At 46.4% G+C, this 23014-nt stretch carries 20 protein-coding genes; 8 read left to right on the forward strand and 12 right to left on the reverse strand.

Annotated elements, in window-relative coordinates:
* Window positions 1-29: 29 nt before the first annotated feature.
* Window positions 30-611 carry a hypothetical protein gene (locus AC4BAP_RS07920; RefSeq protein WP_490582088.1) on the reverse strand — a complete coding sequence of 194 codons (582 nt, stop codon included), beginning with the start codon at window positions 609-611 and terminating at the stop codon, window positions 30-32.
* 310 nt (window positions 612-921) lie between these two features.
* Between AC4BAP_RS07920 and AC4BAP_RS07925 the strand changes: the two genes are divergently transcribed.
* On the forward strand, window positions 922-1491 hold the full coding sequence (locus AC4BAP_RS07925; RefSeq protein WP_490582089.1) for a cytochrome c oxidase subunit 3: 570 nt from the start codon (window positions 922-924) through the stop codon (window positions 1489-1491).
* A gap of 68 nt (window positions 1492-1559) precedes the next feature.
* On the opposite strand, the gene AC4BAP_RS07930 is transcribed toward AC4BAP_RS07925, so the two are convergent.
* Both AC4BAP_RS07930 and AC4BAP_RS07935 read right to left on the reverse strand, forming a co-directional pair.
* Window positions 1560-4082 (reverse strand): T9SS type B sorting domain-containing protein, encoded by a 2523-nt coding sequence (locus AC4BAP_RS07930; protein WP_490582090.1) that lies wholly within the window; start codon window positions 4080-4082, stop codon window positions 1560-1562.
* 129 nt (window positions 4083-4211) lie between these two features.
* The gene (locus tag AC4BAP_RS07935; protein WP_490582091.1) at window positions 4212-4742 is read right to left on the reverse strand and encodes a hypothetical protein; all 531 of its coding nucleotides are present in this window, start codon (window positions 4740-4742) and stop codon (window positions 4212-4214) included.
* A gap of 228 nt (window positions 4743-4970) precedes the next feature.
* Here AC4BAP_RS07935 and AC4BAP_RS07940 point away from each other — a divergent pair, with 228 nt between their 5' ends.
* Entirely contained in the window at window positions 4971-5438 is a 468-nt protein-coding gene (locus tag AC4BAP_RS07940) for a hypothetical protein (protein WP_490582092.1), read from the forward strand.
* A 111-nt stretch (window positions 5439-5549) separates the two neighbouring features.
* On the opposite strand, the gene AC4BAP_RS07945 is transcribed toward AC4BAP_RS07940, so the two are convergent.
* The 3 genes from AC4BAP_RS07945 to AC4BAP_RS07955 all read right to left on the reverse strand — a co-directional run bounded on the left by AC4BAP_RS07945 (window position 5550) and on the right by AC4BAP_RS07955 (window position 7653).
* On the reverse strand, window positions 5550-6002 hold the full coding sequence (locus AC4BAP_RS07945) for a DUF2147 domain-containing protein (protein WP_490582093.1): 453 nt from the start codon (window positions 6000-6002) through the stop codon (window positions 5550-5552).
* A 610-nt stretch (window positions 6003-6612) separates the two neighbouring features.
* Window positions 6613-6987: a hypothetical protein gene (locus tag AC4BAP_RS07950; protein WP_490582094.1), complete on the reverse strand. Its 375-nt coding sequence runs from the start codon at window positions 6985-6987 to the stop codon at window positions 6613-6615.
* A gap of 72 nt (window positions 6988-7059) precedes the next feature.
* On the reverse strand, window positions 7060-7653 hold the full coding sequence (locus tag AC4BAP_RS07955) for a C40 family peptidase (protein WP_490582095.1): 594 nt from the start codon (window positions 7651-7653) through the stop codon (window positions 7060-7062).
* Window positions 7654-7926: 273 nt separating this feature from the next.
* Between AC4BAP_RS07955 and AC4BAP_RS07960 the strand changes: the two genes are divergently transcribed.
* From AC4BAP_RS07960 to AC4BAP_RS07970, 3 genes are all read left to right on the forward strand, one after another.
* A complete protein-coding gene (locus tag AC4BAP_RS07960; protein ID WP_490582096.1) occupies window positions 7927-8352 on the forward strand; it encodes a hypothetical protein in 426 nt (141 codons plus the stop codon).
* Window positions 8353-8441: 89 nt separating this feature from the next.
* On the forward strand, window positions 8442-10256 hold the full coding sequence (locus tag AC4BAP_RS07965; protein ID WP_490582097.1) for a M61 family metallopeptidase: 1815 nt from the start codon (window positions 8442-8444) through the stop codon (window positions 10254-10256).
* 847 nt (window positions 10257-11103) lie between these two features.
* Window positions 11104-11538 carry a hypothetical protein gene (locus tag AC4BAP_RS07970; protein WP_490582098.1) on the forward strand — a complete coding sequence of 145 codons (435 nt, stop codon included), beginning with the start codon at window positions 11104-11106 and terminating at the stop codon, window positions 11536-11538.
* 26 nt (window positions 11539-11564) lie between these two features.
* Here the strand turns inward: AC4BAP_RS07970 and AC4BAP_RS07975 are convergent, their stop codons facing one another.
* Window positions 11565-12989: a Glu/Leu/Phe/Val family dehydrogenase gene (locus AC4BAP_RS07975; protein WP_490582099.1), complete on the reverse strand. Its 1425-nt coding sequence runs from the start codon at window positions 12987-12989 to the stop codon at window positions 11565-11567.
* A gap of 329 nt (window positions 12990-13318) precedes the next feature.
* Here AC4BAP_RS07975 and AC4BAP_RS07980 point away from each other — a divergent pair, with 329 nt between their 5' ends.
* Complete coding sequence (locus AC4BAP_RS07980; protein WP_490582100.1) at window positions 13319-13780, forward strand: hypothetical protein; 462 nt, start codon at window positions 13319-13321, stop codon at window positions 13778-13780.
* Between the two features lie 74 nt (window positions 13781-13854).
* Here the strand turns inward: AC4BAP_RS07980 and bamJ are convergent, their stop codons facing one another.
* Window positions 13855-14454, reverse strand: coding sequence for a BamJ family beta-barrel-assembly machinery protein (gene bamJ, locus AC4BAP_RS07985; RefSeq protein ID WP_490582101.1), 600 nt, complete (start codon window positions 14452-14454; stop codon window positions 13855-13857).
* Window positions 14455-14643: 189 nt separating this feature from the next.
* The gene (locus AC4BAP_RS07990) at window positions 14644-14778 is read right to left on the reverse strand and encodes a hypothetical protein (protein WP_490582102.1); all 135 of its coding nucleotides are present in this window, start codon (window positions 14776-14778) and stop codon (window positions 14644-14646) included.
* A gap of 454 nt (window positions 14779-15232) precedes the next feature.
* Between AC4BAP_RS07990 and AC4BAP_RS07995 the strand changes: the two genes are divergently transcribed.
* Entirely contained in the window at window positions 15233-16789 is a 1557-nt protein-coding gene (locus tag AC4BAP_RS07995; RefSeq protein ID WP_490582103.1) for an FMN-binding glutamate synthase family protein, read from the forward strand.
* Window positions 16790-16900: 111 nt separating this feature from the next.
* Here AC4BAP_RS07995 and AC4BAP_RS08000 read toward each other — a convergent pair whose 3' ends face one another.
* Together AC4BAP_RS08000 and AC4BAP_RS08005 are read right to left on the reverse strand one after the other, a co-directional pair.
* On the reverse strand, window positions 16901-17056 hold the full coding sequence (locus AC4BAP_RS08000) for a hypothetical protein (protein ID WP_490582104.1): 156 nt from the start codon (window positions 17054-17056) through the stop codon (window positions 16901-16903).
* Window positions 17057-17189: 133 nt separating this feature from the next.
* Window positions 17190-20576, reverse strand: a complete 3387-nt coding sequence (locus AC4BAP_RS08005; RefSeq protein ID WP_490582105.1) for a methylmalonyl-CoA mutase family protein — start codon at window positions 20574-20576, stop codon at window positions 17190-17192.
* Between the two features lie 337 nt (window positions 20577-20913).
* Here AC4BAP_RS08005 and AC4BAP_RS08010 point away from each other — a divergent pair, with 337 nt between their 5' ends.
* Window positions 20914-21096 carry a GldL-related protein gene (locus AC4BAP_RS08010; RefSeq protein WP_490582106.1) on the forward strand — a complete coding sequence of 61 codons (183 nt, stop codon included), beginning with the start codon at window positions 20914-20916 and terminating at the stop codon, window positions 21094-21096.
* A 1047-nt stretch (window positions 21097-22143) separates the two neighbouring features.
* Here AC4BAP_RS08010 and AC4BAP_RS08015 read toward each other — a convergent pair.
* On the reverse strand, window positions 22144-22854 hold the full coding sequence (locus tag AC4BAP_RS08015) for a LuxR C-terminal-related transcriptional regulator (RefSeq protein WP_490582107.1): 711 nt from the start codon (window positions 22852-22854) through the stop codon (window positions 22144-22146).
* Window positions 22855-23014: the final 160 nt, after the last annotated feature.

Genomic DNA, 23014 nt, shown 5'->3' on the forward strand with positions numbered 1-23014 from the left:
TTTTTGTTTGTCTTGCAGGGTAAAGGATCTCAACGCAGGTCAAAGCCAACCCATTTTGCATTGTTTATCGTGATCATGACCCGGCCGGTAAGCAGGTTAAAATATTGTACAGGAACACTGGCCGAAAAGTTATCCAGCATCAGGTCGAAGCTGGTGTTAAAAACAATAGCGTTCCGGTCGGCTGCCAGCGCCAGCGGTATGGTTGTCTGGTTGGCCACGCCCTGTAACTGAACGGTAGTTGTTTTATTTATACTTCCTGGGTTTAACCTGCTGCCGTTCACTTTCTCTACTGGTGCATCAATATAGAGCAGGAGGTCCGGGTACTTTGCCCCAAACAGCACATCGTAAGCCATGGTGGGCGGTGTGGTGGGGGCGGTGGGCAGCAGGGTAGCCACATCTAAAATGCATTCGAGCTTTTGCGTGGTGTTGTTATAGCGCACAAGCAACTCATTCGATGTAAAAGTATAAGGCTGCGTTACTCCGTAAAGCGTAACGATCACCCTGTTGTCGCTGGTGTAGTTTGCTCTGGATTGTGCGTTTGCATCTGGTAGGGCAAGGGCAAACAGAAACGCCAGTGTGGTGGTTATAGAGTAAAGTATAATTTTTGACATATGCTTCGGATTAACGTTTACTCATTTAACGGATTCTGAGGCAGAAAGGTAACCATGAATTTGAATTAGTGTATAGTATGTTACGGAGATGCCAAAGTTTGCTTTATCAGGTGTAAGGGGCATTTTGCAACATCTAAATTATTGATATAAATGTAAAACTATACTTGTGCAGTAACGGTATAAAGTAATAGCCGGAAACACATAGCCAATCTCTATTATAAACCCTTGTTCTGGCAATAGTTGGAGTATTTGAATGGACCCAGATAAGAAAAATAAAGTAAACCCAAAACAACTCTCAGCTTTCAGGAAGATGGAGAGAATGCATCCTATCCGGGTGCTCCTGTTCCTGAGCATGATCGGTATCGGAATCCTTTTCTTTGTATTGGTGGTTGCGTTTGCGCGTACAGGCGGTTTTGAGGGAGAAAATTTCGAGTTGCCAAAATTTTTCAGCATCAGTACGCTTTTACTTTTGTTCAGTAGCTATACCATAAGCAAAATCCCCAGAATTTACCGCAAGGACAAACTAAAGCGCATGGTGCGTTACCTTGGCATCACGCTTGGCTTAGGTGTGTTGTTTATCGCAGCGCAGCTGATCGGCTGGAACGAGATGTCAAAATCCGGGGTGTATTTTACTGGCAAGGCCTCCGGTACTTACTTATACTTGATCTCAGCGCTGCATATATTACATGTGCTGGGCGGACTTATTTTTCTTTCATTCCTTTTCTTTAAGACCGCACATGTGGCCGCAGATGGCGTGCGCAGCCTCATATTTATCCGGGACCCTTTCAGGCGGCTGCAACTAACCATGCTGCGCAACTACTGGAATTTTTTAGATTTCCTGTGGGTAGGGCTTTACCTGGTATTCCTGTTCATGGCATAACGAACGGCCCTCTCATACTCCTGAGAGTATACCAACATCTCAAAAATACTCCTTATCTAACCAGCGTTTTATCTAACCAGCGTTACAGATCCTTTGTAGGTAGTGGTCTTGTAATCGATCACGTAAAAGTATACGCCGTCGTTCACGCCCTTGCCATCCCATTTAAAGGTGTTGCTAGTGCTGGAGTATACTTCCTTTCCCCAACGGTTAAATATCTTGATGCTGGCAAACTGCGCCGTGCAGAAATCTGTGGGCAGTGCTGGTATCTCAAAGAAATCGTTTAGGCCATCACCGTTAGGTGTAAAAATGTTGGCTGGCACATAATCGGAAATAACAGGCACTTTTACCCTGAACTCCATGGTGATCTGCTGGTCTGGCGAAGGCTGACAAGCCTGCTCGTTTAGGTTAAAGGTAACGCGCAGCACGCCTTTTTCAGCTGCAAGGCAGTTGGCCTTCCAGGTAAAAACACCATCAGAGGTGCCGTTCCCGTTCTGGCTGTTAAACTTCATGCCGACTTCTTCCAGAGTAAAGCCCTGGCCAGTTGCCTGCATGGTTAAAGCGTTCATATCAACATCACGACCAAACAGTTTTGCCTCAAATTCCTCGTTCAGGTCAAGGTCAAAAACCAGCACATTCTTATCTGTGGTAAAGGTAGGCGCGTTGTTAGGCGCCGTTATCCTGAACTCGAAAACCAGTTGCTGGTCAGGGGAGGGCACACAGGCCGTTTCTTTCAGTGTAAAGGTCACGCGTCTTATACTTTCGGGCTCTTTTGTGCAGTTGGCCGTCCACTTAAAAGTACCCTCTGCGGTACCGTTGCCGCCGGTGCTGGTAAATACCATGCCCAGGTCCGCAAGATTAAACCCGTTGCCGTTTGCCTGTAAAGCAAGTGGGTTCAGGTCTATGTCGTTCCCGAATATTTTCGCCTGAAATGGCTCGCCGGCCACCAGGTTAAATACTCTTACCTGTTGCTTATCAGTGGTGATGGTGGGAACATTGTTCTTAGTGTCCGGCCTTACTTCTATGGTTTCGGTGCGGCTCACTGTTTTACCGCAAACGGTGGTGTTTACAGTAAAGTCAATTTTGTATGATTCCTGCTGTGCCTTACAATCTATGGTCCACCGGAACGGCGAGCTTACCTGGCCAACACCGGATCTGTTCTGGAAGGTGATGTTCTGAGAGTTCAGGTTAAAGTTCTGGCCGGTGGCAGTAATGGTAACGTTATCGTTGTCTGCGTCAAAGCCCAGGGCGTCGAATGTCAGCACATCGCCATTTTTTACATTAAACACCCGCTGCGTGGTAGATAGCGAAACAGTAGGCGGTACGTTTGGTATCGGCTCTACCGTAAAGCTCACTCTAACCGTGTCCTGGCGGGGCAAACTACACCCGTCGTCGTTCACGATCAGGTCCAGTTGGTATACTTTGCCCCCTGAATCAAAGCAATCGTCGAAGCAAAGAGTAGCTTTCAGGGATTGGTTAGTGGTGCTGCCCTGGTTTATAGTGCCGCTGGTTACGCCTTGTAGCGTAAAGCCCTGCTGCGAGAAGTTTACCGGACGCGCGCGCAATGCCACAAACTCAGGCCTGTCAGGGTCTGTGAAAAACACATCGATGCAACGGTTACTGGCAGAATTGATGCGCAAAATGTTTCCTTCCTTATAGTTTTCTGTCTTGCCCTGCTCTCGTACCGATACGGCAGGGGTTTGGTTGGTAGGGCAGTCAAGTACCAGCACCTGGAAATCCCGCCTTACTTCACCAATCTTTTGCCCGTTCCTGAACTCCTGCGCCCTGATACCAAACACGAAAAGCCCCTTTTGGGTTGGTCGCATCGTTAACTGGCCGGTCCTGCTGTTTATGTTCATCGGAGGGGAGCCCTGCACCTGCACAGTGGTGCTATAGCCTGACTGCCATGTTACAGTAGGATATGGCTCTGGCCTTGGCGTTATGGTATACACTGGCATGGCAGGCGTTGTGAAGCCGTTTAAAGGGGTAACCATGTCATAAACCAGTGAGTCACCGTCCGGGTCTGTGCCGTTGAAGTCGAAGTAGAAAAGCTCGTTTACGCAGGCGTAATCGCTTAGTGGTGGGAAAAGCACGGGAGAGGAGTTACGGAAGGCAACCCCGTTTTTAACGACAGGCGGCAGTTCCATGTAAAATGTCTGGGCTGCATCTTCTGGCCTGACAATGTTGTTGATGGTGCGGTTCCGGCAGCAACGCTCCCAAGTTACATAGTACCCGGCAGGACTGTTAAAGCGGTTCGGGTCCAGGAAAATATTGTCGAAGTATACGATCTTGCTGGTTTTGAGGCTGGCAACGGTACATTCGATGTTGGTGTAATTTACCGGCGTCCGCGACCTGAATGGTAAAACCTGTGTCAGCATCAGCCTGTTGGTGCCCTTCTCAAAAAAGTTTACAGTAACCGTCTGGTCCAGTGCCCCCGGACTGCCGTTCACATCGTCAAAGTATAAGTTAAGCGTTAGTTTATAGTTAAAATTTAAAACGTGCTGTAGCTCAAACTCACCTCCGACAATATGTGTAGCATAGGTGTTGGCGCAGGTAAACAGCGCGAGCACAAAAAGCAGCAAACGTAATTTCATGGGCGCATCTATATGATGATAAAGTCTGTAAGGCTTTTTAAATGTATTTAAAAGAAATGACATTTAAAAAAGACAACCTTATATTAAAAGTGGAATTATGTTTTTGCAATGCTACTTCTGAGCTATCTTTCAAGAACCGGGCTCCTGAGGGCGCAGTACTTGTTCTAGCAGTTCCGAAAATGGCAGTGGCTTGCTAAAATATGGGTCCGTATACGAGTTTGCCACAAAGCGTATGTAACCCGGGAGTTTATTTACGTAAACGCAGTCGATGTGGATATTGCCAAACAGCTGATTGCAAAGTTCTGTGCCAGGCTCCATAGCAGGAGGGGGAGTCAGCACGTAACGCTCCACTTGCTCTTTATAACGCTGGTGGCATACTTTTCTGCTGTCGGAGCTATGCAGGCAATAACCCGATTCCTGCACCCGTTTTCTAAAAAGCTCAAAAAGAAATGAAAAATTTTTAGGGCCGATGGCAGGGTTGTAAAAGAAGATGGCACCCTGCATATTAGATTCCTCTATAAGCTGTACCCTGAAAGCGGAGTCGCTTATATCTGTTTTCTGGTAGTGATAGGCCTTAAAAAAGGGGTGGGTCCAGTTAAGGTATACTTTCCCCGAAACCCACTTTGCAAAGTCAGCGAGGTAGTGTTCGGAACGCTTCAAATTCTGACAGGTTGTGGAGGCCTTTCCGAAACCAAACAAACGGTTGAAAATATCGTTAAACGGCATTTGATAATTTACTCATAAACATACTTGTTCTTAAATAGTTTATGGAGAGATTTAGTTGAAATTAGTTCTTCATTCTATTAAAGCATACTTTAAAATATAAATTCACCCGTTGCCAAGCGGGCAAACCAAAGAAATTTTTCCAACAAAGGCCAGACAAATCCTATGGAAATGTTAACACACGAATTAGAAACCAAAAAACGTTTGCTTCAGGAAAGCATACATATTCTTAATGCACAGATCAGTGCGGCAAAAGAAGCCATGGACGAAGCCCAGAACAGCGCCAATGAGCACGATGGTGCCATGGAAGATAAATTTGAATCGTTCAGGGAGAACTGCCAGATACAGCGCGATATGTATGCCAGGCAATTGGATGAACTGATCTCTACGATGGCACTGCTGCGGCGCATAAATGCCACTAAACAAAACCACGATGTGTCGCTGGGGGCCGTGGTGCACACCGACCTTCAGAACTATTTTATCGGCGTGAGCCTTGGCGAGATAAAAGTGGATGGCGAGTCATTTTTTGCCATTTCCGGTATGTCGCCTATCTTCAAGGCCATGGCAGGCAAAACCACCGGCGATACATTCACTTTCCGCGACAAAGAGTATAAAATTTTACAGGTTAGCTAAACCAGCAAAACATTTCAGATACTTTTCCTGTTAAAGCTACGGTAAAGGGTTGAAAACAAAAAAGGTTGGCACATGTGCCAACCTTTTTTGCTGCTGAAGCAGTTTCAGCTATTATTTTGAAGAAGTAGTTTCGTCAACACGTGTCCAGGTCTGGGCTCTTCCGATCAGGGAGATGCCAATGTATCCTTTCACTTCCATCTTGTCTTTGCCTAGCATCTTCATGTAGCAAGAGTATGTTTTACCGCTTTCCGGATCATAAATAGTACCTTCATCCCATTTATTGTCGCCATCATACTCAAAGCCTTTCAAAAACTCCAGGCCTAAAAGCGGACGGTTACGTAACGATTTGTTTGGGTTGTTGTCATCCATTTTGGGCTTGCCATTACGGTTCGGCTCACGGAGCGAAACAATTTTTCCGCAAAGCTTGTCGCCGCTGCATTTGTAGATCTCAAATTTGGCTTTACCCTCTTCATTTGTCCAAACGCCAAGCGGGGAAAGCTTTTGGGCCCAGGCACATGTTGCAAAGAACATGAGCATCGCAATCGTTAAAAGGTACTTTTTCATCTCTGGTTTAGTTAAGGTGTAATATACAACGAAATGTAAGTAAAATTATTCAAAACAACACCATGCAGGCTTATCTAATATCTAATATTAAAAGCTTTTGCAATAACTTAATTACTAGTATTAAGCCTTCCTTCAGGTTATTATTGATGCAACAGTAAGTTTTTGCAGGTAGTTCATCTGTTTTATAACAATGTTAATGTTTGACATTTAGTAAGTTATGTTTTAGAATGGCCTGCAGCCAAAAAATGGGTAAAAACCTTGTGAACTTTTAAGCGTTCTTTTAACTTTAAAGATAAGTAGCGGGTGCTACTGTCCTGTAATGGAGCTGGCAATGTGCCGGAAAAGTATGGGATCTATGTTTGACTAAAGAGAAAGGAGGTGCTATGTCTAATCCATCGGTCGTCTTAGTAAGCCTAGGTAATTTTGTTCACTCTAAAGGTGAGCAGGCTTAGTAAGCAGTATAGCTACTGCTTGCGCAGCTAGCGACATTACCTCTGGTTCTTTTTAGGATGGTGATGCTGTAAAACAGCACGCCGCTTACTCTGAAGTTGAGGGATTCCTGAAACACCTGGTGCATCTTGACGGGCTGCACCAGGTGTTTCTTTTTTTGTTACAGGTCGTCTTTATAGATCGTATTGTTTCGCAGGCGTCTCTCTCGCACAAACGTAGCCACATAAAACACAACTGCGATAAAGCAACTGAACCCGATCAGCAGTAGAAGTATATTGCGGGTGTCCCAGGCAAATGTATCCGGGTTGATGCGGGCAAGCGTGACAATGGCCACCAAAAGGGTAAGGGCTGTAACCGTATGAAACACGAAGCGGTTATGCTTTCGCAGATGGTAGGTGCATGCCAGTAAAAGTATACCTATAAAGGGCGCGATCAGGGCAGTTACGGGCCTTGCCGGATTTATAAAATAACCGATCAGTCCGAGGCTAATCAGGATGATCGCATTCAAGGAATTTACAATGTAGGGATGTACCATGTTATCAAGGCTGCTGGTTTTACCTTATTACGGTAAAACCAGCAAGTGTTATACTGCAGCCTCAATAATTGACTATAGTACCCTTCTTACTTCAAGGTAACGCAGATCGTAACGCGTGCCTTCTACTTTACTTATTTTGACGCCCCCGTTAGAAGAAGCGTGTACAAATTCAATCGTATCTCCCGGTGCCGAGATAACGATGCCCACATGGCCAGGCTCACGTATATCTGGGTCTGTGCCCGTAAAAATGACAAGGTCACCCTTTCTGGCTTCATGCTTAGGTACACTTATGCCTTCATCGGCCTGCATCGCAGACGAATGTGGTAAGTCTAAATCATACTTGCTGAAAACATGGGTTACGAATCCGGAACAGTCGAAACCGCCAGGTGTAGTGCCTGCATACACATAAGGGCTACCTATTAAAGAGAGTGCATAGTTTATCATTCCCTGAGGTGGTTGGTTTGTGCTTGCTTTATACTTTTCACTATCAGTTGAGACAATTTCTGTGTTGTTAAAGGCTGTATATCCGGAGGCGGCAGGTTTATGTACCGAAACTTCTGTACTTTCAGAATCCCGTTCAGGCACAAAGGCATAAAACGCGCTGGTCCAGACTAAAATCACCAAGAGTACGATTGGGGTAAGTATAATTGCTAAGTTCTTTTTCATAATTTATTCAGATAGTTCTTAACAGATATAGTAAAAATATCGTGCCACAATTTGCGCTGCTCAAACTATCAGCAGAGTATTTATGCCTAAACCATAAGTAGTTTATTTACAGAATGTTTAAAATAGTTTAGATAGTTTACCCACTATTTTATGGTCTTTACCACCATTTATTGTCCATTCACACTGTTATAGCGGTTATCTACCATTTATTAACGAAATAATTAAATTACAAATTGATTTCGTAATAAATTTGTGCGCCAAAACTATGGGAATATGCTTATTTACAGTTCAGAGTCATTCTTAGTGAAGTATAACCAGCTACAGGACACTTTAATGCTGGATTGCCTTAAAACACTTCACCTGAATGAGTTTAAAGAGGGGATGGATGAAGCGCTTCTTTTCGCCACCGGCCATCAGGTTAAACGGTGGGTGTTAAATGTTAAAAATATCGGGAACTTGGAGGAGGAACAAGAGTCCTGGCTACAGTATCACCTTTACCCCCAACTGATGAGCAGTTTAGGAGCCGATAATTTTATAGCTGTTGTACTTTCTGATCAATGCTACGAAGCGCTTCTGGTGGAAGCCGGGCGGTTGGGACTGAAGAGTTACAATACATTCATAAAACTTAACACATTTCATGCAGAGGAAGACGCACTGCAGTGGCTCAGTTCCGAGAGCCTGAGCAGTATGATTGCCTGATCTGGTGCTGTTGTTTGGGTGGTGTTGATTTTGAAAAGCACGGTATTTGTTGTAAAATGCCTGGCTAAACCAAAATCATACCCTATAACATGCTTAAATACAAACAGATTAGATTAATCTATTTATTATTTACCTTATTCATACTTTGCAGTGCAGGATCGTTGCATGCGGAAGATCTTCGCTATACACTGTCCATGCCGGCACCTCATACCCATTACTTCCAGGTAGAGGCGGAGCTAACAGGAGTGAAGAAAAAGCACGTAGACTTTACCATGCCGGTTTGGGCACCCGGATCTTACCTGGTGCGTGAGTTTGCAAAAAACGTAGAGAACTTTACCGCAACCGACACAAAGGGTAAGCCGTTGCGCTCTGAAAAGATCGACAAGAATACCTGGCGGGTATACAATGACAAAGCCGACGGAGTAAAGGCGAAGTATGATGTGTATGCGTTCGAAATGAGTGTACGCACCAGTTTCCTGGATGCATCGCATGGCTACGTGAACGGTACAAGTATATTTATGTACCCTGAGGGGTATCAGAACCTAGCCGGTACGCTGGTGGTTAAACCATACCAGGGCTGGAGCAAAGTATCCACAGGATTAAAAAGCACAAGCACCGGACAGTTCACCTTCACTTTTCCAAAATACGACATCCTGGTTGACTCACCACTGGAGATAGGTAACCACGACGTTTATACTTTTACCGCAGCAGGAGTGCCGCATGAGGTGGCCATGTACGGAGAGGGTAACTATGATCCGCAACAGCTCGTGCAGGATATGAAAAAGGTTGTGGAAGAATCGGTGGCGATTATGGGAGAGTTGCCCGTGGATCGTTACGTGTTTATTGTGCACAACCTGCAGCGCGGCGGAGGCGGCCTGGAGCATCTTAACTCTACTACGTTGCAGACATCACGCTGGAACTATGGCACAGAGAGCGGTTACAACGGTTTCCTGAGCCTTGTGGCACACGAATACTTTCACCTCTGGAACGTAAAGCGCCTGCGTCCGCAGCCACTGGGTCCGTTTGATTACAACCAGGAGAACTACACCAGGCTGCTGTGGGTGTCGGAGGGCATTACCAGCTATTACGACGACCTTATTGTGCGCCGGGCCGGCTTTACTTCGCCGCAGCGCTACCTTGATGTAGTAGCGGGTACAATTCATGCAGTTGAGAATACGCCGGGTAATAAAGTGCAGACGGTGGCTGAGTCCAGCTTCGATGCCTGGATCAAATACTATCGCCGCAACGAGAACTCTAACAATGCAGAGGTTTCTTATTATACCAAGGGCGGTGTTATGGGGCAGCTCCTGAACATGATCGTTATGGAGAATACCGGTGGACGTAAGAGCCTGGATGATGTGATGCGCTACATGTATGATCAGTACTATAAAAAGCTGAACAGAGGGTTTACCGAAGCGGAGTTTAAAGCAGCCGTTGAGAGAATCGCGGGCACCAACCTTGACAGCTTCTTCAGGAATTATATTAACGGCACAGAGACACCTGATTACAATGATTATTTTGATGCCGCCGGCCTGCGACTGGTAAACCTGAATGAAGGTACGAACAACGCCAGCTGGGGTGCAACCACAGCAATGGCTGATGGTAGAGTAACGGTGCGTTCCGTAAACAAAGGCACCAGCGCCTACGAGGCAGGGCTGAATGTGAATGACGAGATCATCGCAGTGGATGGTTACCGTGTAGGCGAAGACATTAACCAATATGTAACGGGCCGTAGCGTAGGAGAGGTGTTGGAGCTACTGATCAGCCGCGATGGAAAACTGATGGTGCTGGAAATACTTATGCTGAAAGACACCAGCGTGCGTTACCGCTTCGAGCGCGTTGCCAACCCTACCAAACAACAGCAGGAAATCTACAACAAATGGTTAGGGATTGAAAGATCTTAATGTACATCTGTTAGATCAAACCAGAAGGGAACAGCCGGCAATTTGTGCCGGCTGTTTTTTTATATAGGTAACTCAAGTTGAGATTATAAAACCCCTAAAGAGCCTCACTTGCTAGCTCAAAACGCTTGTTTTGGCTAGTCCAGTGGAGGGGAGTTTTGCTCGTGCATATACTTCCCCTCTTGAGAGGCAGGGTCGTTTCATTCTACTCATTGCTGGCGCGGATCTGCGATCCGTGACTTCCTATACTGTTGGATCTGTGATCCGACTGGGCCAGCGGCCCAAACTATAGCCGGTCACGAGCGAGGACGCTAGCGCCATGGACATTAATTTAGTAGAATTAAACGACCCTGCCCTTGAGGACAAGTGAAAACGGGAGTTTGAAACTTGCGACCATTGGTCATAGAGGGGTGTTTGCTCATTGCGAGAGGTGTTCTCAACTGGCTTTACACCCCTGCGGTCCCCTCAAGGGGACAATTATTCTTAGAATGAAACGACTCCGAGGAGTGGAAGTACATGCACAAGCAAAATTCCCCTCTTGAGAGGGGTGTAGGGGTGTGTTTACACCTGCCTGGTCTATCATGTCTCGCAACTTGAGTTAGATACTATAAATTTATACTCTGGCCGAAGATTAGAAGCTATACTTGTGAGCATAAACATATAGAAAAACCTATTATAATTTTCAGGAGATTTTAACTGCATTATTTAAGCCGGCTTTGCATAAAATGGTGCAATTTTAATGTAAAATTTGAGCAATTGAGGCAAGTTCAGGGTACATTTGATACTTTCTTGTTTTATTTGACTAATCTAAGTACCTTTAAAGCCTAAAACTCTGAAAACCTGTAGTTGCATGGTAATAAAGGATAGCATTTTTGTTTCTGTAATGCATAATCAAGCAGCAGATATACTTTTGCTTAAGTGGAAACGCGTTCCTTCTTTTGCTCAATTTAAAGACACTTATTTAACGGTGCTTGGTTATGTTGAGCAAACGCGCCTTGTTACTTCTTTTTGCACTGACCTGACGGTGATCGGTTCGCTAAACAGGGAGCAGGAAGACTGGCTGGCATATGAGTATTATCCAAAGGTGTTTGAGATCATCAGATCCGAGATAAATGCTGCTGTCGTATTTTCAGAGGACCACTTCAAGGCCATTGTTACAAATTACCAGCAGCCGGAATATCACCCCAGGCAGGATTTTATCAACTTTAATTACTTCACCGATTTTGACGAGGCCATACACTGGCTTATTAATACAAGAAAAGGTCAGGAAACTATATATTCCTGACCTTTTCTGCTTTTAAGCGGCGCTTATCACGGGAATATACCCAGCGACTCGTAGCTTACCCCGATCTTTTCTATGGCAGTTAAAAACGCTGCTGTGCGCAGGTCAGGTATGTTCTGGTTTTTCATCACATCCCTGATCTCATGGTAGGCGTTTATCATCGTGTCTTCCAGGCCGGAGCGCACCAGGCTTATCTCGTCCGAGCCTTGGGTTAACAAGGCACGTTCAGTGGCCGTCATGGTCTTTCCTGAGCTAGTTTCGATGGCATTAACCAGCTTTTTATAGCTTGCCTCTTCGGCACGCTTGCCCATTCTGCCAAACCTCACGTTCGAGAGGTTCTTCAGCCACTCAAAGTATGACACCGTAACACCGCCTGCATTAAGGTATAAATCCGGAAGTATGACCACACCGTTCTTCAACAATACTTCCTCCGCTTCTCTTGTTACCGGGCCGTTAGCGCCTTCTGCAATAATCCTGGCTTTGATCCTGGCTGCGTTGCCCTCATGTATCTGGTTTTCAAGTGCGGCAGGCAGTAGCACATCGCATTCATACTCCAGCAGGTCCACAGAGTTTTCTATGTTCTTGCAATCCTTAAAGTTAAGTATCGAGCCTGTCTCACTTCTGTGCCTGAAGGCCTCCTTTATGTCAATGCCATTCTCGTTGTAAATGCCGCCCTCACGCTCAGCAATACCTGTAATAATGGCGCCATCCTGCTGACAGAAAAACGCGGCATGGTAGCCCACATTTCCGAGGCCCTGCACTATAATGCGCTTACCCTCCATGGTGGTGCCGTCAAGTCCTTTACCCTCCAGCAGCTCTGTATCCTGCAACGCCTCGCGCAAACCAAAGTATATGCCCAGTCCGGTGGCCTCTGCACGGCCTCTTATACCGCCTTGACCAACCGGTTTACCCGTAACACAGCCTAGCGCGCTTATTTCGCCATACTTAAACGCCTGGTAGGTATCGGCGATCCATGCCATCTCGCGGCTGCCGGTGCCATAGTCAGGTGCCGGAACATCAATACCCGGCCCGATAAGGTTTTTCTTGATCAACTCGGATGCATAACGGCGTGTAACTCTTTCAAGGGTTTTCACGCTGCTGGTTCGGGGGTTTATCTTAACACCGCCTTTGGCACCTCCGAAAGGCACGTCCACCACGGCACATTTAAAGGTCATAAGGGTGGCAAGTGCTTTAACCTCATCCTCATCCACCTGCATACTATACCTAATACCACCCTTTGAAGGAAGCTTATGGTGACTATGCTGCACGCGAATGCCTTCGATCACCTCTATTTTACCATCTATCTCAACCGGGAAAGAAACTTTATATACACTGTTGCAGGCCTTTATCTGTGCAAGTATACCCGGATCCAGGCGTGAGAACTGGGCAGCATGATCAAAGTACTGATGAACACTCTCTAAGAACTTCCTGCCTTCGTTATGATTTTCTGACATACTTTATTTGTTTAGTTTGAGCTATAACAGATTTAAGAACGGTACGTGTACTGTTTTGTTTAGATATTTGACTTAATTAATATTCAATTTTACTAATACACAAAATAATATCCTAATATTCACGTTCTTACAGGAGTATTACTACCTGGTTGCTTTAATTTATCAGGTAATATTTAAATAAATCTTGTTTAGAATCAATTTAATGCCAATCTTTGTGTGCCGTATATTCTGCGTAAAAGCTTAATAATTCAGGAAATATTATAGTGTTATGCCTTCAATCAGGCAATTGCTACTCACAAAATCTTTTTATGGTAAGAGATAAGTATTATATGACAGAGGTCGATAGTCCGTCAGCCATAGCGGAGAAGGGGGCTTTATGCGGTAGCAAGCTGTGTATCAGGTATAATGAGGTTACTGAAACGCTTGAAGTGAAATGGACTGGCACCGTGAACTCCTCTGAGGTCAGGCAGGCTTACAGCCAGATAATGGAGTGTGTAAAGCAATATAAACCCGTAAAGTGGTTGCTCGATTTTCAGGGAAGGGAACGGCTGAAGCGCGCGGACCAGCGCTGGGTGTTCACTTACTTTTTCCCTGGGGCCTTGCGTGAGGTTAAAAACGATGTGTTTGTAGCTGTTGTGCTCCCAGTGAGCTATTCGCACGAGCTTGTTCAGGAAATGAACGGGGATGAGCTGATACAAGGGGAGAACTTCATGATCATAAATCATTTTATGTACCGGGAAGCCGCCATGCGCTGGCTGGCACTCGACGAAAGTATAAAAGCAGGGGCTTAGGCTATACTTCCCACAAAATAAAAAGGGCATTACCTGAAGAATAGGTAATGCCCTTTTTTAATACCTGTCCCTGTCTATTTTACAGAAAGAAGCTCCACATCGAAGATCAGGGTTGAGTTTGGCCCTATAACATCGCCGGCACCCTGTGCGCCATAAGCAAGGTTAGAAGGGATGAAAAGTCTCCACTTTGCGCCTTCCTTCATCATTTGCAGGGCTTCTGTCCAGCCAGCGATAACCCCGTTCACAGGGAATGTGGCCGGCTGTCCGCGCTCATAAGATGAATCGAAGGTGGTGCCGTCGATCAGCGTGCCATGGTAGTGTGTTGTAACCGTGTCGGAGGCAGAAGGCGATTTGCCCGTACCTTCTTTTAGTATCTGGTACTGTAAGCCGCTTGGCAATGTATGTACACCTTCCTTCTCTTTGTTCTCAGCCAGGAAAGCCTCGCCAGCCTTTTTGTTCTCGCCGCCAGCTGCGTTCTGCTTTTCAGCCATCTGCTGCTGAAGCGCCATCATTGCCTGCTGTACGTCCTGCTGCGTTAAGGTAGATTCTTTTCCTTCCTGCACCTCTTTAAAGCCTTGCATAAACGATTCTAGTTCTACTTCAATGCCTTGCTTAGCCAGGTTAGCAGCCATGTCGCGGCCGATGATGTAGCTGATCTTTTCTTTTAAATCCATAGTTGATTGTTAGCACGCTAGGTGCCTTCTACATTATAAAATATAAAACTGTTTAGCCAAAATTACGCATTTTATACTTAACCGCCTGCATGCACCCCACACAGGCTATGTGCACACGCACTTGCCCTTCGAACAACGTGCACTCAAAGTATAGGGTACCTGAGCAGAAAGTATGATTTGCCCGATGTATTAAAGGTATAACTGGTACCCTTGATCGGCGCTGTCGGGGGTATTGCGGGTGTTATGCTGCAGCCATTTGTTCATGAAAAGGCTTACAGTTGTACCTAGTAAAAGTATAGAGGAAATAGTTGAGATACGTTTCATGTTTGCTTCGGTAAGGAGGTGGATTTTCCCCTTTGAACGGAGGCATACACATAAGGTTTATACTTCTTTTTGCTTGTGAAGCGTTTACCGTTCAAAGTGTTTGTTCAAAGCTGTAAATACTACTTGTTCTTCATTTTGGAGCTAGGCAGATTTCCAGAACCTCACTGCTTAAAATATTTATACCCTTGATGTGGTTTTGTGCGCAACTTTTGTTCTAACTTTGCACAAACATTGACTATGAAGCCATCTAGCTATACTTGTTCGTCATTGTTCGTGCCTCGCAGCGAGTGCCCGGCGGCATCGTACCTGTTGGCACTCTGCTCTTCATCACGTCTAACTTTTTTCTTTACCACACCCAGGGCCTTAAACGGTTAAGCCAGAATATGCCTCTTTGAAAGCGGGCAGTTCTGGAGATCAAAGACAGAAAGAAAAACACTACTTCTAAATAAGATTCATGGCAACAAAAATCAGCGTGAGGCAAACGTTTGTGTACGTTTTTGCAACGCTTTACCTGCTAACACTTTTATTCTCTATTTTTGAGCGTCAGGCACTTTGGCTATTGTTACTTGTGGTGCCCCTGCACCTGGTTTACCTGAGCAACATCCGCCAGAACAGCCACACCATCCTGCGTAACTACCCACTGCTGGGTTACCTTCGTTATTTCTTTGAAAGTATACGCCCGGAGCTACGCCAGTACTTTTTTGAGTCTGACCTGGATGGCAAGCCTTTCAGCCGCAGGCAGCGCTCTATAGTATACCAGCGTGCCAAGAACGTGCGCCAGACGGTGCCTTTCGGTATGCAGGCCGATAGCCAGGAAACAGGCTTCGAGTGGATTGCCCATACTATGTTTCCGGTGCATGTTAAGGCAGAAGATCTGCGCGTTATGGTGGGTAGCAGCAGCTGCAGACAGCCTTACAGTGCCAGCATCTACAACATTTCGGCGATGAGCTACGGCTCGTTAAGCAAAACTGCGGTAACTGCGCTAAGTGCAGGTGCCAAACTAGGCGGTTTTGCCCATAATACCGGTGAGGGTGGCGTAAGTCCTTTCCATATTGAAGGCGGCGGCGACCTGATCTGGCAGATAGGCACAGGCTACTTCGGTTGCCGCGATAAGAATGGTAATTTCTCGGAGAGGCTTTTCCAGGAGCAGGTAATGCACCCGAATATCAAGATGGTGGAGATAAAGCTATCGCAGGGGGCTAAGCCTGGACATGGCGGTATACTTCCGGCAGCCAAGAACACTCCTGAGATCGCAGCCATCCGTAAGGTAGAGCCTTATACTACAGTTGCCTCTCCGCCAGCGCATTCCGCTTTCAATGATCAGTTTACGCTGCTTTTATTTATACAGAAACTGCGTGTGCTTTCAGAAGGCAAGCCGATCGGAATTAAGCTTTGCGTGGGCAACAAAGAGGAGTTTGAGCAGCTGTGTCGCGAAATGATGCACAACCAGATCTTCCCGGATTTTATCACCATAGACGGTGCTGAAGGGGGTACCGGTGCTGCGCCGCTTGAATTTACCGATAGCCTTGGCATGCCGCTTTACGATGCCCTGGCCTATGTGCAGAACATGCTTAAAAAGTATGGCCTCCGCGACGAGATTAGATTGATCGCTGCCGGCAAGATCATTACAGGTGTAGATATTTTGAAGGCGATTTCGCTGGGGGCAGACATGTGCTACAGTGCCAGAGGTATGATGTTCGCGTTAGGGTGCATACAGGCCTTGCAGTGCGACTCAGGGCGTTGCCCAGTGGGCATTGCCACCCAGGACAAAAATCTCTACAGTGGTTTGGATGTGGCTGATAAGCGCGTGCGCGTAGCAAATTTCCATGGCAACACCATCAAGTCGACGGTGGAGGTGATGGAGGCCTGTGGCTTTAGCTCATTACAGGAGGTAACCCCGGACAAAATATTCAGAAGGGTAGAGCAGGGGGCAACACTTAGCTTCAAGGACATATACTTCCCTAGAAACGCCGCCTCAAATGAGGTAAGCAGAAACTATATGTTGAATTAGACACTGGTGTGACTCTACTGAAAATCAGAAGCGCAGCTTGGTTTTATCAGGCTGCGCTTCTGATTTTTTATGCATTTTGGTAACGATGTAACAGACGATTATAAACCCTTTTCAGAGATAGTCTTCATCATGTTCATCGTTAGTATCAAAATCAAAGTCTTTCTCTTCAAAACTATTTGTAAAAGCCAGGTATACAAGTGTACCGATGCCGAGTAGCAAGGCTCCTCCAAAGTATAATAGCATTGAGTTTTCTTTTGACCGTTTCATGGTTTTCGCTGAAATAGATTGCTTTAAAATTTATACTACGGCTGTAAGGACATGCAGTTGAAAAAGACTGATAAAAAAAGAGGAGTTGATCTGCACCAACTCCTCTTTATACTTTATACTTCTAAAGTATAGATTACATGTTTCTGCGGTACTGTCCGCCTACCTCGAACAGGGCATTCGTGATCTGGCCCAGCGAGCAGAACTTCACGGTTTCCATCATCTCCTCGAAAATGTTTCCGTTGGCGATGGCTACCTGCTGTATGCGCTTCAGCATCTCTGCGGATTTATCCGCATTACGCTCCTGCAGAGCATGCACCATTTTAATCTGGTACTGCTTCTCTTCTTCTGTGGCGCGGATAACCTCCTGCGGAATAACAGTCGGAGAGCCCTGCGAAGAAAGGAAGGTGTTTACGCCGATGATCGGGTACTCGCCGGTATGCTTCAGGGTCTCATAGTATAAACTCTCTTCCTGAATCTTACCGCGCTGGTACATCGTCTCCATCGCGCCTAGCACACCGCCACGCTCTGTGATGCGGTCAAACTCCACCAGTACAGCTTCTTCTACCAGGTCAGTAAGCTCCTCGATGATGAATGATCCCTGCAGCGGGTTCTCGTTCTTCGCCAGTCCCAACTCACGGTTAATGATTAACTGGATAGCCATGGCACGACGAACAGAAGCCTCTGTTGGCGTGGTAATCGCCTCGTCGTAAGCGTTGGTATGCAGTGAGTTACAGTTGTCGTAGATCGCGTAAAGAGCCTGCAGCGTGGTGCGGATATCGTTGAAGTCGATCTCCTGCGCGTGCAGCGAACGGCCCGAAGTCTGGATATGGTACTTCAGCATCTGCGAACGGGCATCGGCACCATACTTGTGCTTCATGGCTTTCGCCCAGATTCTACGCGCCACACGACCAATCACGGCATACTCCGGATCGATACCGTTGGAGAAGAAGAAGCTCAGGTTCGGCGCGAACTTGTTGATGTCCATGCCGCGGCTCACATAGTACTCCACAAACGTGAAGCCGTTAGCCAGCGTAAAGGCCAACTGCGAGATTGGGTTGGCACCGGCCTCTGCGATGTGGTAACCCGAAATAGACACCGAGTAGAAGTTACGCACGTTTTTGCTGATGAAGTACTGCTGCACGTCACCCATCAAACGCAGTGAGAACTCCGTGGAGAAAATACAGGTATTCTGCGCCTGGTCTTCTTTCAGGATATCAGCCTGAACCGTACCACGCACTGCCGCCAGCGTGCGGGTCTTGATCGGCTCGTATACTTCGGCAGGCAATACCTGGTCGCCAGTTACGCCCAAAAGCATCAGGCCTAAGCCGTCGTTGCCTTTTGGCAGTTCGCCCTGGTATTTCGGACGCTCCAAGCCTTTCTCTTTATAGATGGCTTCGATCTTAGCATTCACTTCCTCTTCCAGGCCATGCTCTTTAATGTATAGTTCACATTGCTGGTCGATGGCAGCATTCATAAAGAAGCCGGTAAGTATGGCAGCCGGACCGTTAATGGTCATCGAAACCGAGGTCATCGGGTCTGCCAGGTTGAAGCCAGAGTATAGTTTCTTGGCATCATCCAGGCAGCAAATGCTTACACCAGAGTTACCAATTTTACCATAAATGTCCGGTCTGTAGTCAGGGTCCTCACCGTAAAGCGTTACCGAGTCAAATGCCGTAGACAGACGCTTGGCTGGCATGCCCAGACTCACGTAGTGGAAACGACGGTTGGTACGCTCCGGTCCGCCCTCGCCGGCGAACATACGGGTAGGGTCTTCGCCTTCGCGCTTGAACGGGAACACACCCGCTGTATAAGGGAACTCACCTGGTACGTTCTCCTGCAAATTCCACTTCAGCAAATCACCCCACGCCTCATACTTAGGTGTAGCCACCTTCGGTATCTGCAGGTGCGACAGCGATTCGGTATGTGTCTTTATCTTAATCTCTTTGTCACGAACCTTGAAGACATAAAACTCATTTTTGTAAGCCTGTACTTTCTCTTTCCAGTTCTCCAGGATCTTCTTGTTCTGCCCGTCCAGGTTCAGCTCCACTTCGGCATAAGCTGCCTCCAGTTGCTTTACCAAACGGTCTTTGTCTTCCACCTCTATACCTTGTACCGCCTCGATAGACTTTTTGATGCCGTATAGTGTCTGAGCTACTTCCGCCTGGTCATTTGTCCATTTGTCGTAGTTGCGGATAGTCTCAGAGATCTCAGAAAGGTAACGTGTGCGGGCAGGAGGGATGATGTATACTTTCTCCGACATCTCCTTGGAAGTATGCAGGTTAGAGTTGAACTCCACGCCTGTCTTCTCAGAGATTTTCGCCATAATGGCACGGTAAAGCTGGTTCATGCCCGGGTCGTTAAACTGCGAAGCTATAGTTCCGAAAACCGGAATAGCATCGTCGTTCACGTCCCATAGTTGGTGGTTACGCTTGTACTGCTTTTTCACATCACGCAAAGCATCCAAGGCACCACGTTTGTCAAATTTGTTCAAGGCGATCACATCGGCGAAGTCCAGCATGTCAATCTTCTCGAGCTGCGTGGCGGCACCATACTCTGGCGTCATCACATACAAGCTCATGTCTGAGTGCTCAATGATCTCGGTATCCGACTGCCCGATTCCCGATGTTTCAAGTATGATCAGGTCAAAATCAGCAGCCTTTACAATATCCACGGCATCCTGCACATACTTGCTCAGGGCCAGGTTGCTTTGGCGGGTTGCCAGCGAGCGCATGTATACTCTCTCGTTAGAGATGGAATTCATACGAATCCTGTCACCCAGCAGGGCACCACCGGTTTTACGCTTCGATGGGTCTACGGAAATGATGGCGATCTTCTTCTCAGGGAAATCAAGCAGGAAGCGGCGAACCAGTTCATCCACCAAAGATGATTTACCGGCACCACCTGTACCGGTTATACCTAATACAGGAGTTTTAATTTCTTTGGCCTGCTCTTTCACCTCGTCAAGTATGGCTCTTGCCTCTTCCGGGAAGTTCTCAGCGGCGGATATTAAACGGGCAATAGATTTAGGGTCTTTATCTTTCAGATGCTTGGCCTCTCCGTTCAGGTTCGTACCTGTCGGGAAGTCGCACTTCTCCAGCATATCGTTGATCATACCCTGCAGACCCATGGCGCGGCCATCGTCAGGGGAGTAGATGCGGGCAATGCCGTACTCGTGCAGTTCCTCGATCTCGGTTGGAAGTATAACCCCGCCGCCGCCGCCAAAGATGCGGATATGGCCGCAGCCGCGCTCGCTCAGCAGGTCATACATATACTTAAAGTACTCCAGGTGGCCACCCTGGTAAGAGGTAATAGCAATAGCCTGCGCGTCTTCTTGTATCGCACAGTCCACGATCTCTTGCACCGAGCGGTTGTGGCCCAGGTGGATTACCTCTGCCCCGGATGCCTGAATGATACGGCGCATGATGTTGATCGAAGCGTCGTGGCCATCGAAGAGCGAAGCTGCTGTCACGATACGGATATGGTTGACAGGCTTATATGGTTCTACTGTAGTAAGTTGCATATTTTACTAACAAGAGTTTTCAAAAATTGATGCGAATATAGGCATTTTTGATGAGGATTGACAGCCTTGTGGCAGCAGGCATTATTTGGACAATCAGGAAAAGTGGATTGCCAATGGCACAGCTCAGCACCTTTAAGGTAAGCATGATCGTGCACAGGATGTTACCCTGTTTTAACGTTCACTAAATTCCTGGCGGCCTGTATTGTTAATATAATCTCTTTTAGATATTATTGTAAGTTCTGCAATTTTCAAATAGGAGTAAAAGCACTTATTCTACCAATTTTGTGGTCTTTTTGCAGAGTCAGAACAACGATTTCCAACCTTCAAATTATATTTTATGAGATTAACTGTTTACATTCTTGGAGCCTTATTGGCAATGGTAATTATCCTTGGTTCTTTGTTTAAGATGATGCATTGGGCTGGTGCTGATATGCTGATCGTGCTTGGCTGGTCGTTGGCAGCGTTATTGTATGTGCCTCTGTTTACTGTTTACAAGTATAAAAAAGGCAAAACGGCATAATTGATCCGTTCCAAAACATAAGCCGTTGCCGATCTGTTTGGCAACGGTTTTTGTGTTTTACAGCGGTCAGTTTCGGGCAATTTTGTTTGCAATTAACCCACCACTAACCCCACCGAGGTGTAGGTTGTTTCATTCTATTTTTTTTGTCATCCTGGAAGGATCTTGGTGGCTGGGAGGTTAAGCTTAACCTCCGGGGGTAGGGGCCCTCTTTCTCTCACAAGTTTCCCCGAATCAAGTTGGGGTTAAAACTTAACAGAATGAAAGAAGTTTTTTCACTTTTTAATTACAATGAAACGACCCTACTCTTGAGAGGGGTGCAGGGGTGGGTTAATCGTTCACCGCAATTCCCCTCCTTGGAAAAGGCTACGATTAAGACACAAGTTTACACTTGCCGTTATTCCTGCCGCGAGTTTTCAACTCGTGGCTTATTATGTGGCAAGCTTTCAGCTTGAGTAGGTATGCAAAAGTATAAAAAGCGGCTCACGCAAGCTGAAAGCTTGCCCACATGGACAACCACGAGTTGAAAACTCGCGGTAGATAGAGAGTTTTATACTTGTGTCCTAAGTATAGCCCCTCTTGAGAGGGGTCCAGGGGTGTGTTTACACCCAATGCCGTCAATTTAAGGGGAAAGCTCTTTCGGACTTCCTAGTCCGCAGCAGAAAAAGATCCGGACAAGGATGTCCGAATCAGCAGTAAGGGGAGATAAAATTCCCCTCTGGGGGTAGGGCCCTCTTCTAAGAGAGGGGCGCAGGGGTGTGTTTACACCTGCTTGGTTTATCTTACATCATAACTTGATCTACAAACTTCTCCATAAGGTTTAACCCCAAAAGCTATCGGCAACTATGTTAGAAAAGGATTTTGGATAAATACTCACTTTTAGGTATTGCGGCTGCTGCCTGTATAAACTAATTTGGTGATGTGTAATTTTCATGAAGCAGTACGAGAGGGAAAGTATAGTGTGTGTTGTTTTAGTTGTTTCGCAGACCTTTCATACTTGTCTTTACAGAAGCGGCTACCAGGTAATGGTAGCCGCTTCTCTTTTACCCATCAGCCAAGCCCGGCTTCCCTTGCCAATGAAACCATGTCGGCGATGTTTGCTGTGCCAAGCTTTTTTTGGATGTTCCGCCTGTGCGTGCTGACGGTGTTTACGCTGATAAAAAGCTTTTCGGCAATGTCTTTTGTGCGCATTCCTTTACAGATTAGTGTAAGGATCTCGATCTCACGGTTTCTTAAGCTATTAATAAGGAGTCTGTTTTTCTGACGCAGGTTTTCTTTTAAAGCCTCGATAAGCTGCGATTCCGTATTCATCTGGGGGCTCATGTCCACATCCACACAAAGGAGCTGTTCTACATTGCCCTGCGCATCCTTCCTGAAAGTTTTTGCCCACCCGATAAACCACCTGTACTGCTGCTCTGTTTTATGCTTTGCCCGGAAAACACCGCCAAATTCGGTTTCATTGCGTTCGTTATAAAACTCAATGCTTTCCTCAGGTATGTTCTGGTCATCGGGGTGTAGTATCTCCTTTAAATAGCGCGTGGTCCCGATCTGCTGGATTTCCTCTAAGGTATAACCCAGGCTTTCCTCGTTCGTGCGGTTGCACCATACAATGTGCTTGTCGAGGCTGGAAATGTAGATGTTGGCAGGCACCCTGTTCACTACCTCTTCCAGGAAACGGTTTTTCTCTTTCAAGCTTTTCAGTTCTTCATCCAGGTTGCTTATGCGTTGTAGCAAAGAGGCGGTGTTGTAGTCGTTAGCCATAAGAAAACCATCAAATTGTAAGGGCAACTGTGATGAAAGGTGTTGGATAAATGTAATTTACGAAGACTTTAGTACATAGCAAAGCGCTATTTTATTTAATTAGCCCTCCAGATTCGCAGATTTGTTTGGCAAGGTTAAGGCAAAAATGAATTTTTTTGAC

The sequence above is a fragment of the Pontibacter sp. GD7 genome, from assembly GCF_058216375.1.